The organism is Floridaenema flaviceps BLCC-F50 (assembly GCF_041929275.2).
GTDB classification, from domain to species: Bacteria; Cyanobacteriota; Cyanobacteriia; order Cyanobacteriales; family Aerosakkonemataceae; genus Floridanema; species Floridanema flaviceps.
This window is the reverse complement of record NZ_JBHFNR020000002.1, coordinates 1,703,467-1,716,825: the sequence shown is the minus strand read 5'-3', so window position 1 is coordinate 1,716,825 and position 13,359 is coordinate 1,703,467. Positions and strand designations below refer to the sequence as shown.

Annotated in this window: 12 protein-coding genes; 7 read left to right on the top strand and 5 right to left on the bottom strand. The window is 40.8% G+C overall.

The window, feature by feature from the left end; all coding sequences use genetic code 11:
• Window positions 1-143 precede the first annotated feature (143 nt).
• Window positions 144-263, bottom strand: coding sequence for a photosystem II protein Y (locus tag ACE1CI_RS27940; RefSeq protein ID WP_413262234.1), 120 nt, complete (start codon window positions 261-263; stop codon window positions 144-146).
• Window positions 264-363: 100 nt separating this feature from the next.
• Window positions 364-957 carry a gamma carbonic anhydrase family protein gene (locus tag ACE1CI_RS27935; RefSeq protein WP_413262235.1) on the bottom strand — a complete coding sequence of 198 codons (594 nt, stop codon included), beginning with the start codon at window positions 955-957 and terminating at the stop codon, window positions 364-366.
• Window positions 958-1,024: 67 nt separating this feature from the next.
• Here ACE1CI_RS27935 and ACE1CI_RS27930 point away from each other — a divergent pair, with 67 nt between their 5' ends.
• The 7 genes from ACE1CI_RS27930 to ACE1CI_RS27900 all read left to right on the top strand — a co-directional run bounded on the left by ACE1CI_RS27930 (window position 1,025) and on the right by ACE1CI_RS27900 (window position 9,872).
• The gene (locus ACE1CI_RS27930) at window positions 1,025-1,534 is read left to right on the top strand and encodes a TIGR02652 family protein (protein ID WP_413262236.1); all 510 of its coding nucleotides are present in this window, start codon (window positions 1,025-1,027) and stop codon (window positions 1,532-1,534) included.
• A 99-nt stretch (window positions 1,535-1,633) separates the two neighbouring features.
• Window positions 1,634-2,074: a VOC family protein gene (locus ACE1CI_RS27925; protein WP_413262237.1), complete on the top strand. Its 441-nt coding sequence runs from the start codon at window positions 1,634-1,636 to the stop codon at window positions 2,072-2,074.
• A 211-nt stretch (window positions 2,075-2,285) separates the two neighbouring features.
• Window positions 2,286-5,135 (top strand): insulinase family protein, encoded by a 2,850-nt coding sequence (locus tag ACE1CI_RS27920; protein ID WP_496615870.1) that lies wholly within the window; start codon window positions 2,286-2,288, stop codon window positions 5,133-5,135.
• Between the two features lie 315 nt (window positions 5,136-5,450).
• A complete protein-coding gene (locus ACE1CI_RS27915) occupies window positions 5,451-5,840 on the top strand; it encodes a cupredoxin domain-containing protein (protein WP_413262269.1) in 390 nt (129 codons plus the stop codon).
• Window positions 5,841-6,116: 276 nt separating this feature from the next.
• Window positions 6,117-6,941 carry a type I methionyl aminopeptidase gene (gene map, locus ACE1CI_RS27910; protein ID WP_413262239.1) on the top strand — a complete coding sequence of 275 codons (825 nt, stop codon included), beginning with the start codon at window positions 6,117-6,119 and terminating at the stop codon, window positions 6,939-6,941.
• Window positions 6,942-7,319: 378 nt separating this feature from the next.
• Window positions 7,320-8,276 (top strand): lysophospholipid acyltransferase family protein, encoded by a 957-nt coding sequence (locus ACE1CI_RS27905; protein ID WP_413262240.1) that lies wholly within the window; start codon window positions 7,320-7,322, stop codon window positions 8,274-8,276.
• Between the two features lie 195 nt (window positions 8,277-8,471).
• The gene (locus ACE1CI_RS27900; protein ID WP_413262241.1) at window positions 8,472-9,872 is read left to right on the top strand and encodes an amidase; all 1,401 of its coding nucleotides are present in this window, start codon (window positions 8,472-8,474) and stop codon (window positions 9,870-9,872) included.
• Window positions 9,873-9,950: 78 nt separating this feature from the next.
• Here ACE1CI_RS27900 and ACE1CI_RS27895 read toward each other — a convergent pair whose 3' ends face one another.
• From ACE1CI_RS27895 to ACE1CI_RS27885, 3 genes are all read right to left on the bottom strand, one after another.
• Window positions 9,951-10,985 (bottom strand): WD40 repeat domain-containing protein, encoded by a 1,035-nt coding sequence (locus ACE1CI_RS27895; RefSeq protein WP_413262242.1) that lies wholly within the window; start codon window positions 10,983-10,985, stop codon window positions 9,951-9,953.
• Window positions 10,986-11,427: 442 nt separating this feature from the next.
• Window positions 11,428-12,258 (bottom strand): YsnF/AvaK domain-containing protein, encoded by an 831-nt coding sequence (locus ACE1CI_RS27890; RefSeq protein WP_413262243.1) that lies wholly within the window; start codon window positions 12,256-12,258, stop codon window positions 11,428-11,430.
• 129 nt (window positions 12,259-12,387) lie between these two features.
• On the bottom strand, window positions 12,388-13,272 hold the full coding sequence (locus ACE1CI_RS27885) for a DUF2382 domain-containing protein (RefSeq protein WP_413262244.1): 885 nt from the start codon (window positions 13,270-13,272) through the stop codon (window positions 12,388-12,390).
• Between the last annotated feature and the right edge of the window lie 87 nt (window positions 13,273-13,359).

Genomic DNA, 13,359 nt, shown 5'->3' with positions numbered 1-13,359 from the left:
TGATTCTCGTTCCCAGGTTGAATCTGGGAACGAGGATCGGGGAGGTTCTACCTCCATTTTTTGCTCGTAACATCGCCTGAAATTAAACAAACCGCCTCCAAAAAAGAGACGGTTTCTAATTTAACCTTGATATTGGGCCGAACTTAGGCTTGTCTGCTGAAAAAGGCTTGCGCTTGAGCAATGGCATATTTACCGATATTGTAAACAGCCCAACCGCCTGCAACTGCCAAAGGTGCTAATACAACAACTACACGCCAATCCATAATTTGTTTCCCCTCTTTAAAGTTTTATGAACCAGTTTTCATCTTTAATTTATATTCTGCGATCAAGTGGGCAAAATTTCCAGATCAACTGAAGAAATTTTTACGGTGAAACAGGTTCAGGGAAACCCAAATCTGTGCCTTTACCTGCATGAACCAAAGCTAACTTATTGTAACGTTGGGCGTGAACGATTAATTCTGCGGCTTGTTCTTTTGAAACTTCGCGGACTCGTTTACCGGGGACACCTACAATTAAAGACAAAGGCGGGACATCTTTAGTTACTATAGAGCCTGCGCCAATTAAACTGCCTGCGCCGACTCTGACTCCATCCAAAATTACTGCGCCAATGCCGATTAAACAACCCCGTTCGATATAGGCGGAATGAACTACTGCTCTATGTCCAACGGTGACGTGATCTTCTAAAATTGTAGGTTGTCCGGGGTCGCCGTGTAAAATTGCGCCATCTTGAATATTTGTAAACTCACCTATAGAGATTTTTTCCACATCGGCGCGAACTACGGCGTTGTACCAAATACTTACTCCCGATTCTACTGTTACCCAACCCATAACTGTGGCATTGGGGGCGATAAAAGCGGCCTTTGACAAATCGGGAGTAGGCCAATAGGATGACAAATTAGGGAATAAGGGGTTGATATTTTCCACAATCTGCGATCGTTCCTGATAAAATGCCTGCATAGCTCATGTCAGCTATAATAGAGCCATTAGTACCCATTCCACCGCAAAAAATGTTATTGCTCACTTCATGATCAGCCCAGCTTTGCAATATCCCATATTTGGCCCCGAAATTCAGTGTCCCCACTGTCGTCAGATTATTCCGGCATTGACACTGACGGATACCTATTTGTGTCCGCGTCACGGGGCTTTTGAGGCAAATCCCACGAATGGGGAACTCATTCATCTGCAATCTGGTCGTCAATGGCGGCGGTGGAATAATGAGTGGTATCGTCAGCATACCCATCCCGATGGAATTAGGTTTGAAATTCACGAAGCTCTCGATCGCTTATATACTCAAGGATATCGGGCAACCAGAGTGATTATTGCCCGTCGCTATCAAGAATTGATTAGTGGTTATTTGGAGAGAAGTACACCTTGGCGCGGACAGTCGGACTCTTCCCGCCCCAGACTTTACGGCTTACCCGTTGATTTTAGCCCAGACCCAGAACAGGAACCTTGCTGGGAAGTAATTAATTTTGATTTGGAAAAGGAGCCCGGTGTCCCGGTGCGCTATCCTTATTACCGTTTGTTTGAATAGTAGTGGGGAGGTAGGGGAGATAAGGAGATGAAAAGCAGGGGAGTTTTTCCCTAACCCCTAACCCCTAACCCCTAAACCCTAACCCCCAGTCCCCAGCTTATGCACCATGCTTCGATTCGTACTGCTAATATACACCGAGCGATCGCATTTTACGAACAGCTAGGTTTTACCGTCTGCGAACGTTTCACCACAGGTTACACCCTCGCTTGCTGGATGGAAGGTTTAGGCGGACGCATTGAGTTAATTCAAATTCCCTCACCTCACCCAGCGCCAGATGCCTTTGGTGACGAACATTACGTCGGTTACTACCATCTATCTTTTGATTTAACCCATTCCACCCCCGACTTACCCGGTTGGTTATCATCTTTAAAAGCACGTTTTGCAGAAGTTTCGAGCCAACAACCAGAACAACTTCCGCCCCTAAAAGTGCTTTTAGAACCCACTCAGCAAGCGATCGGAAATCAAGTTTATGAAGTGACATTTATTGCTGATACTGATGGATTACCCTTAGAATTTATCCGAGTTCTGAGTCCTTCCTAGCCGTCTACTGAACAATAAGAAACATTAAAACAATCAGGAATTTTCTAGTTTAGCGGCGAAAAGCTATTTCTGGAAATTAAGAAATCAGGATAAAGTTGGTAAAATACTCACCTGTTACCCAGTAACCTGAGAAAATTGCTTCTAGTAAATCAACAGATAGCCTATTTCTTAATTCAATCAACAACAAAATGTATTTTTCGCCAAATAAATTATGTCTTTTTCATCATTGTGGCGTAAATATCGCCGATTCGGATTAATTTTTAGTTTCTGTCTGGTAACAACATTATTGTTTGCCAGCGTCGCAACTTCTACCCCACCTACCATTAGTCCCGACTTGCCAACTCAAAAATTAAAACCTAACCTAGAATTAGCAGTTAATACTCCCCAACCAGCGCCTAATTTAACCGAAAATGTTCGCAAAACTGTACTAGAAAATGGTTTAACAGTTTTGACAAAAGAAGTAGCAATGGCACCTGTGGTTACAGTTCAAGTTTGGTATAAAGTAGGTTCGCGCAATGAAGAACCGGGAGTTAACGGTATTGCCCACCAATTAGAACATATGTTATTTAAAGGGACAACCGATCGTCCCATTCAATTTGATTATTTGTTCAGTACTTTAGGAAGTGATTCTAATGCTTTTACTGGTTACGATCAAACGGCTTATTATGGCACTGTAGAACGGGATAAACTAACAGCATTGCTAACTTTAGAAGCAGATAGAATGCAAAATGCTCGGTTAGATAAGGAAGATTTAGAACGGGAAAAAAGAGTAGTAATTTCGGAATTGCAAGGTTACGAAAATAGCCCGGATTTTCGCTTGTATCGTGCCGTTACTAAAGCAGCTTTTCCTAATAATATGTATGGTTTACCTGTAGGTGGAACTAAAGCGGATGTGGAAAAGTTTACGCCAGAACAAGTGCGATATTATTACGAGACTTTTTACAGTCCTGATAATGCGATTTTATTAATTGTAGGGGACTTTCAAACTGAACCCACTTTGCAAACAGTTAAAGAGTTATTTGGAAATATTCCGCCCAGGGGAGAAGCAGAAAGGAAAAAGCTTTTAGAAAAGCCAGGTACTCCGGTGAATACTTCCTCGCCAACTACCAAGAGTAAAGCACCAATTTTGTTAAAAGAACCGGGAAGCGTGCCTTTATTACAAATAATTTATCCTTTGCCAAAAGCAGGCGATACTGATGAAGCTGCTTTGCAAGTGATGGATTATGTATTAACAGGAGGACGCAGTTCTAGATTCTATGAAGCTTTAGTAGATTCAGGAATTGCTAACAGTGTGGAAGGGGAAGTTTCTAGTTTGGCGGGAATGGGTTGGTATGGAATTTCTGCTAGTGCTGCACCTAATCAAAGACTACAAAAAGTTGAAGGTGTGATTCGCCAAGTAATTACAACTTTGCAAAATCGAGGAGTGACGGCGGAGGAACTAAAAAGAGCAAAGGCACAATTTAAAGCAGGGGCAATTTTAGGAAATCGAGATATTAATTCCCAAGCTTCTCAATTGGGAGAAGCGGTAACTGCAACGGATGATTATCGTTATACTGATACTTTGATGGCAGCAATTTCGCAAGTTACTGCGGCAGATGTGCAAAGAGTAGCGAAAAAGTATCTGACTCCAGCTAAAAGTGTTGTAGGTTATTTTCAACCTAGTCAATTGCGGTCAGAAACCAAGCCTCAAAGTGTTAATAATCATCAAACTCAGGGAAATTATAATTCTGGTGGGCGAGTAGATCTAGAGTTAGTCGCTAAGTATCTTCCTGCTATTTCTAGTAGTTCCGAAACACCTACGCAAAAAGTGTTACCAGAGTCTTTTACTTTAGACAATGGAATGCAAGTGTTGCTGTTACCTGATAAAAGTACTCCCGCAGTAACTTTGAGTGGTTACATTCGTGCTGGTACAGAATTTGATCCGAAGAATAAGTCAGGTTTAGCGGGGTTAACGGCAGGGAATTTGATGAATGGAACTAAGACTAAGAATGTTTTAGCGATCGTCAAATATTTGGAAAATATTGGTGCTAGTTTAGGTTTTGAGGAAGCAGCGGAAGGTGTCAGTATTGATGGCAGTAGTTTATCGGATGATTTGCCAACTTTAATTAAAACTTTAGCTGATGTGTTGCAAAATGCGACCTTTCCAGCGGAGCAATTGGAAATTACCAGAGAGATGGCGATTTCTGATGTGGAACAAAGTAAAGATGACCCAGAATTTATAGCGTATAAAACTCTGCAACAAACGGTTTATCCGCCAAGTCATCCATTTTATGATTTTCCCACAGTTAAGAGTTTGCGGAGTATTACTCGTGCGGAGATTGTGCAGTTTTACAAACAGCATTATCGTCCTGATACGATGATTTTGACATTAATGGGAGATTTTGATTCGGCAACAGTGCGATCGCTAATTGGGCAACAATTTGCTAACTGGAAAGCAACAGGTGTTCCTCCAGAAGTAAGTTTTCCTGATGTGCCAATGCCGAAAAAAACTGTGCAATTAAATCCCGTAGTTCCAGGGAAAAGTCAATCAATTACCTTCATGGGTTATCCGGCAATTAAGCGCAACGATCCGCGTTATTATTCAGCACTAGTGTTTAATCACATCTTGGGTGGTTCAAGTTCTGCTAGTAAATTGCTTGAGGAAATTCGCGATCGTTTAGGTTTAACTTACGGCATTTATAGCAGCTTCAATGCAGGCAAACAAGCTGGTTTGTTTTTAATTAATATGCAGACTGCGCCAGAAGATGCGAAAAAAGCAATTTCTAGCACCTTGACTTTGCTGCAACAAGTTCATACTCAAGGCGTAACTAACGCAGAAGTAGAAAATGCTAAAAACTCTATTTCCAGAAGTTACACTGTTGAATTGGCAGATCCAGATAATTTAGCTGGTGCCATTTTAATGAACCGAGTTTACGGTTTGGATATTTCAGAACTTCACAATTTCCCGCAACGAATTCAAGCTGTAACTACGGAAGAAGTGAACCAAGTTGCTAAAGAATTGCTGCGACCTGATAATTTAGTTATTGTCACCGCAGGGCCATCTTTAGCAGCAGCGAAGTAAGGAGGCAGGGGACAAGGGACAAGGGGACGAGGGGACAAGGGGACTAGGGGACTAGGGGACTAGGGGACTAGGGGACAAGGGGAAATTTCTGAACTCAAAACTCTTTCAACTCTCCCTAACTCAAAACTGAAAATTCAAAACTCAAAAATCTTTCAACTCACCCTAACTCAAAACTGAAAATTCAAAACTCAAAACTTACCCAGTCCCCAGTACCCAATTACCAATTACCTAATTACCAAAACAGCGATGATGCAACTTTTGACTTTAATTAAAAAAATTTGGATAGCGGTGGGATTAGTGTTTTGTTTAGTGGTGATGTTTCCATCGGGGGCGATCGCCGCTACAACATCCACTAATGTAGAAGTAGTAAACATAGATTTGGGGAATACTGCCAACGAATTGAAGTTTGTTCCTAACGAACTTAAACTAGTAGCAGGAAAACGCTACAAATTAGTTTTAAATAATCCCAGTCCGCAAAAACATTACTTCACCGCTAAAGACTTTGCTAATAACAGTTGGACACAAAAAGTCGAAGCGGGGAAAGTAGAAATTAAAGGCGCAATTAACGAATTAGAACTTAAACCGGGTGCGACAGCAGAATGGGTATTAATCCCAGAAAAACCGGGAACTTATTCCCTGCGTTGTCCTATCCCTGGACATACGGAAGCGGGAATGACAGGAAAAATAATTGTTACTGCTGAGTAAAAATTTGTACGTTGTTGCGCTTTAGCGCTAAAGCGCAACAACGTACCTGCTAAAAACTTGCAATATCAGTTAACGTAGATTAAGACAAGATAACAAACTGTCAAACAAAAGTGAGGTAGTGGGTAGCTTGTAGTGGGTAGTGGGAAAGAAAGATGTATTTTTGTGTTGATATCTTTATAAATCTTAGCTTTCAGGCTATATACTTTTACCAACTGCCCTATATTGACTACCGTCTACCTGACACTTTCATTACCACCCTTAGCTACCTGTTAATCTATGAATATTCTCAGCAACATACTCCCCCAAACACCAGCAACACCAAGCAACAAAAAACGTAGAGGAATTGAAATTAAGTCGCAGCGTGAGATTGACATTATGCGACAGGCAGCGAAAATTGTAGCGACGGTGCTCAAAGAGATTTCCCAAATGGTAGAACCGGGGATGACGACAGCTGACATCGATGCTTATGCGGAAAAGCGGATTCGGGAAATGGGCGCAACTCCCAGTTTTAAAGGTTATATGGGATTTCCGGCTTCCATTTGCTCTAGTGTTAATAATGAAGTGGTGCATGGTATTCCCAACCCCAAAAAAGTAATTCGCGCTGGTGATGTATTAAAAGTTGATACAGGTGCTTACTTCCAAGGTTTTCATGGTGATTCTTGCATCACTATTGGTGTTGGTGAAGTAACGCCAGAAGCGGCTAAGTTAATTCGGGTAGCGGAAGAAGCTTTATACAAAGGTATTGAACAAGTTAAAGCTGGTAATTATTTAATGGATCTTGCTGGTGCGATTCAAGACCATGTGGAAGCAAATGGATTTACTATTGTGGAAGATTTTACTGGACATGGTGTAGGTCGAAATTTACACGAAGAACCTTCGGTGTTTAATTTCCGCACTCGTGAAATGCCGAATGTAAAATTGCGGGCGGGAATGACTTTAGCGATCGAACCAATAGTAAATGCTGGTTCTCGGTTTACCCGCACTTTGCGCGATAAGTGGACAGCGGTGACTGTGGATAATGCCCTTTCTGCTCAATTCGAGCATACAGTATTGGTGACAGAAGATGGTTATGAAATTTTGACCGATCGCTCACAAGTTTAATCTCAGTGACAAGCAAAAGATACTCAGAGGGAAGGAGAAATTCTCCCCTCTTTTTTTATTGGGGAACAGGGAACGGGGAACGGCGAATTTAGATTTTTCATTAGTCGCAACACCCGCCTGCCTTATCAATTCGCTTTTCTTATAGCTAAACTCCACTGAAGGGGAACGGCGAATTTAGATTTTGCGATTGGTGCAAGATGTGAGTAAAAGGTGACAGTTACTTAACCGTCCACTCCAACTGCGGGAAAAGTACGATTTTACTTTGCTACAAAGCAGTTTAAACAGGACGATGGGTAAACTGTCAACTCAAATTCTAAGTTTGGCTAACCTGTCATCTAAAGTGTGATGAAACTAAGTTAATCAGGCGATAAATTGGTCATGAATACTAACTTAGATGAGTCTTCAAATAGTTACGAAAATGACGATCGGCAAAATTTTCTCCCACTACTGACAGATGGGATTATTCAACGGGCTCAAGAAGGTTTAGCGGCGGCGCGAGATCTTGAAGCTAAGGAAAGTGTAGAGGAATCTTTGGCAAATGCAGAAGCGTTTGTACAAGGGAATTCTCACAAACAAGTAAATGGGGAATTGCGGCGGTTACTAATCAGAACTATTATCCATTCTTTGTTTCGGGTAAAAGTTGAAAATCGCGAACTAATCCCCCAAGTTTCGGCAATTTTAGCACCCAATCATCTCAGCCATTTCGATCCTTTTTTGATTCTTTCGGAAATTGGGGCAAATCCTTTTTACTATATTTTGGGTGATGCTCGGACTCTTTATAATAAGTGGTGGAAACGAGGATTTCTGAGTTGGAATGGTGGTACTATTCCCTTAGATCGTTTGTGGAAAGAAGAATTAGCTGTTATTGAAGGTGCAAAGAAAGATAGAAAAGATTTAATAGATTTGGCTCAGGCGATCGCCAAAGATGTTCCTGATGGTAAATCTTTACAAAAACTCAGAAGATTAGACCGCATTAGTCAAGGTATATTATCTGGTGGAAATGGGATTTTGATTTTTCCTGAAGGTAAATTGGGAACTGCCGAAGGTGAGTTATTGCCTTTAAAAAAAGGAGTAGCAATTTATGCTTTGCGTGCGGGAGTGCCGATCGTTCCTGTAGCAATTATTGGCAGCAAAGATTTATATTTTAGAAAGCCAATAACTTTGAGGTTTGGTAAACCTTTGGTTTTTCCCCAATCTCTGCGCCCAAAATCATCACAAGTGCAAGCGGTGTTAGATGCTTTGCAAGCAGCTTTAATTGATTTATTACCCCAAAACTATCAGGAACCACAGGGAATAAAATTATGGCGCAACTTCCTGAATCGTGCCTTATGTTAATCAAGGTTTGTTGTAAGCGCTTTAGCGCTATATTGGAACACTGAAGTGTTCACAACGAACCCTGTTTGTTGTAAGCGCTTTAGCGCTATATTGGAACACTGAAGTGTTCACAACGAACCCTGTTTGTTGTAAGCGCTTTAGCGCTATATTGGAACACTGAAGTGTTCACAACGAACCTTATAAAATGTTTGAACCATGAATAAAGTTGATTTAGCTTTTACTCCGGCTTTAGAACAGGCGAAACTAATTAAAGATGGCGAAGTTTCACCTTTGGAATTAGTTGAGGTTTATTTGGAACGTATCCAAAATTTAAACCCTCAGTTAGGTAGTTATTTTACTGTGACAGCAGAAGCAGCTTTAGCAGATGCGAAGGCGAAAACTGAGCAATTAGTAATAAGTAAGGAAAATTTGCCGCCTTTTTTTGGGGTGACTATTTCAATTAAAGATTTGACTTCTGTAGCGGGTGTGCCTTGCACTTATGGTACGCCAGTTTTAATGAATCAAATTGCTAGTTACGATGATGGTGTTGTCAGCAAAATTAAAGCGGCTGGTTTTACTATTTTGGGCAAAACTGCTACTTCGGAATTAGGTTCTTTACCTTATACAGAACCGCTAGGTTTTCCGCCTGCGAGAAACCCTTGGAATTTAGAATATACTGCTGGGGGATCGAGTGGTGGTGCAGCGGCTTCAGTGGCAGCGGGATTAAGTGCGATCGCACAAGGTTCCGATGGTGGTGGTTCAATTCGAGGCCCAGCAAATTGTTGCGGTGTGGTGGGAATTAAACCTTCTAGAGGTCGGGTTTCTTATGCGCCAGTTGGCGATCGCTTAAGTGGAATTTCTACTAATGGTCCGATCGCCCATACCGTAGCTGATGCCGCAGCATTACTCGATGTCATGTCCGGTTATATTACCGGAGATCCCTATTGGTTAGCCGATCCAAATCCCTCTTTTCTGGCTGCAACAAAGCAAAATCCTGGTTCTTTAAACATCGCTTTTTCTAACACCTTTTTACCTTTGGGTGAAGCCGAGCCAATTTGCCAAAAACCAGTATTAGAAACAGTACAACTTTTGTCAGAAATGGGTCATAAAGTTAGCGAATTTCATCCAGATTTTAATGGTTTAGTCGAACCATTTAGATTAGTTTGGCAATCAGGCGTAGTAGCAGCAGGACTGCCTTCAGTCGCCTTAGATAAAATTAACAAATGGTTGGCAGAAAATAGCTGTACCACAGGCGAATATTTACAAGCTGTGGCGCAAATGCAAATAATTGCACGGCGCATTGTTGGCTTTTTTGACAATTTTGATGTTTTAGTATTACCTGTGTTTATGCACCCCACAATTCGCGTTGGTGAATGGGCAGAATTACCCCCAAAAGAAACAGTGGCAAAAGTGATTAATTGGGTAGCACCTTGTCCACCTTTTAATGCTAGTGGACAGCCATCTATTGCGATTCCTTTCTGTTTTGATTCCGCAACAGGTTTACCTCTAGGAGTACAATTAGTAGGTCGTCCAGCAGCAGAAGCAACTTTGATTTCTTTAGCAGCACAAATTGAAGCCGCTAAACCCTGGATGCAACATCGTCCAACTTTGTCATAAAGCTGGTTCGTTGTGAGGACTTTAGTCCTTCACTTTGGCAGCAAAACGACTAAAGTCGTTAAAACAAACAAGTTTGTTTTAACGCACCCGCCACATTCTAATTGTGCTGTCATCATCATCACTCAACATAGCTGGTTTCTCAGAACTACTAAAATAAAACAATTCGCGATCTTTACTGTTGAGGATTCGCAGCAATTTACCAGTATTTAATTGCCAAAATCTCACGGTGTTATCATCGCTACTACTAACTAAAGTTTGGTTATCGGGACTAATTGCTAGAGATAAAACTGACCCACTATGACCAGTCAAATTGTATAATGGTGATGGATGGGGTTTGCCATCTTTTCCTAATTGCCAAATTTTAATTGTTTGGTCAGAACCGCTACTAGCTAAAGTTTTTCCATTAGCACTAATTGCCAGTGCATCTACCCAATTAGAATGACTTTTAAGAGTAGCAAGTAATTTACCAGTTTTAAGTTGCCAAATTTTAATTGTTTTGTCAGAACTAGCACTAGCGAAGGTTTGACCATCAGGATTCATCCTCAAGGAACCTACCCAATTGTCATGTGCTTTAATGCTGCGAAGCATTTTGCCATTGCTGGTTTGCCAAATTTTAATTGTATTATCAAAACTACCACTAATTATATTTTCTCCATCTGGGCTCAGAGTGACTGCCATTACTGAACCAGAATGCCCTGTAATATTTCGCAGTAATTTACCTTCTTTTAAGTTCCAAACTTTCAGGCTATTATCATTACTGCCACTGACTAAAGTTTGCCCATCTGAACTAATTTTTAAACTCAAAACTGCGCCCAAATGACCTGTGATTGTTCGCAGTAAACTTCCGTCCTCTAAACACCAAATTTTAATAGTGTTATCGTTACTACTACTGGCTAAAATTTTCCCACCAGGACTAATAGCCAGCGATCGCACAGGTTCTAAATGACCTTGAAGAGTCCGCAGCAATTTCCCATTTCCTAAATGCCAAACTCTAATGTCCTTAGAGTCACCAGTAATTAAAGTTTGTCCGTCGGGGGTAATAGTAAGTGTACGGACGTAATCAGCTTGACTGACGCGAGTGTTAACTAGTGGAGGGCGGGGTGGGGTAAACATTAATTTAAACTTATCTCCTTTTCTATAAATTAAGAAATTCTTAATCTCAGCTGATTCTGCCTGTAAAATCTCGCTGTTTGCACCCAAACTGAAGAACTTATGAATTTGCCAACGTTGTTATTCCAAGCTACATTATCTGATCTGGAACCATTGTTTGCTAATGATTTCAGCAGTGTTACGAAAATTTGCACCAGTTTAAGGGAAAGTAACAAATAATTTTGATTACTCTGTGATTATTTACTTACGCTGAACTAACTTTAGTTCTTTGTGTATTTTTACAGGATAACTTGCCAAAATCAACCCTAATCCTACTGATTCTATCATAAGTAACCCATCTGTACTAGTAATTTCTCTACTTCCGGCTAATAAAATGGGGCAGTTAAGTTATTTCATGCCCCATTGAGATTTGTTTGTTCAGTTTATTATTGATGCCCAGAGAAGTTTATGTACCAGAACAGCGATCGAACCACTCCTGATAAGTTTTTTGATTTTCGGAACTTACTAGTACGATTTCCACTCGCACTAATTGACAATCATGATGTTTTTGTTTAGCAATAGCATCTAATAAAAGACTGGCAGTTTTCGGAGAAACAAATTCTCCTTTGACAGTGTTGTTAGTGCTAGTTTGGTTCAAAGCAATGTCATTGTTTGTAGTAGCAACATCTCTGTGTTGACCTAAATCAACTTCGGCGATAATTTTGGGTTCGGGACTAACTTGTTCTACAATCAGTTTTTCATATTGAACTGGCACTTCTACCATGCGAGTTTCAATTTCTTTCCGCACAACTACTTCGCCTACTTTACGTTTTTGATGATTAATGACTAATCTTTCTTCTATTAGACGAATCACTTCTTCTTCGACAACATCTGTGCTGGATGAATCGGAAATTTCCGGATCGTTGACATAGCTATCAGGCAAACTTGTTTTGTTAACTTGTTCCTCTGTTGTTGGAAGTTCAGGGGATGCCAAAATTGGCTGAATCTCTGATTTATCAATACTCGTCAAAATGGCTTGATTCGGGTAATCAACTTGCTGAATCTGATTACTTGTCAGAGAAAAAGTGTACGACTGGGGCAAATCTGTTGCCAATATCAGCAAGTTAATTTGGCGAGTGTTACTCAAGTAGATATCCTTAATTATGCCTATTGACAAACCTTTTTTATCCAAAACTCGGAAGTTGTGTAGCTTGTTTTTCAACTTAGCTAACAAAGCTTTAACTCGGAGATTGTGTGTCACGCTTTCCGGTTTTTTTGCTCCTGTTTGATTATCCATTGTTTCCCTCATTGTTAAGTTGATGACACTCTAGTTAAAAGTATAGGCAGAGCTTGATGTTGCCCCGCCTGAGTAGTTTTTAAGCGCTCATTTCAGTGAAGATTTTGACAACTCGTGATTCCAAGTTGCTCAAATGCGATCGGTGTGTTCGACGATCGGATTACCATCAGTATCGATATCTAATCTTTCCCGACGAATTGTTTCTTCGCGATCTACTGTATCGCGATCGACTACTTTCTTAATGGTTACTTCTTCACGCACAAAAGCTTCTTTATGAATGTCGGGAGTTTCTTCATAAATTTCCATGCGTACTACTTCTCCTTCCCGGAAGTCAGCTTCGCCCGGAGTAACTGCTCTCCCTGCATCCATCGGGGTACTGCGTTCAACGATCACTCGTTCTTTTTCTACGGGAACTGAAACTCTAGCAGTTTCAGTTTCAACGTGCTTACCAATTGCTACTTCTCCTGCTTTGCGGCGAATTTTGTTAGCAATTAATCGTTCTTCGTAGAGTCTAAATGTTTGGTGATCGCGCTCGTTCATTCCGAAGAATGTCGGTTCTTGTTCGTAACTATAATTGTTGCGATCGAAGTTACGATATCCTGTAGTACCGATCGCTTCTGGAGTAGAAACTGCATAATCTGCATCTACAGGAGTATTGTAAGAACTGCGATATACATTTCGGACTCTTTCTTCGTAATCGTAATCTGCTACAGTGCGCTCGTTAAATTCTGGTAAATCCTCAGCTTGTTTTCTGGTCATATTGGTGGCATACACGCGCTCGGCATTATAATCAATGCGAGAAAGACCAACAGGTAACAAAACTTTCTTCCCAAAAATCCAAAATCCTAAATCAACTACCAAATAGCGAAAATGTCCTTCTTCATCAACTAAGACATCGCTGACAGAGCCAATTTTTTCATCAGCTTCGGTATAAACTCCAAAACCTTTAACGTCGTCACCTTCAAAGGTTTGGACATAATTAGGATCGAAGTCTTTCAGTTTCATTAATGCCATATTCTTAATCTCCATTAACCGATTTTATTTGATATCTCTTAACTTAATAAATTCACTTATTTATTTGCCTCTTCCTAGAGATGGAAC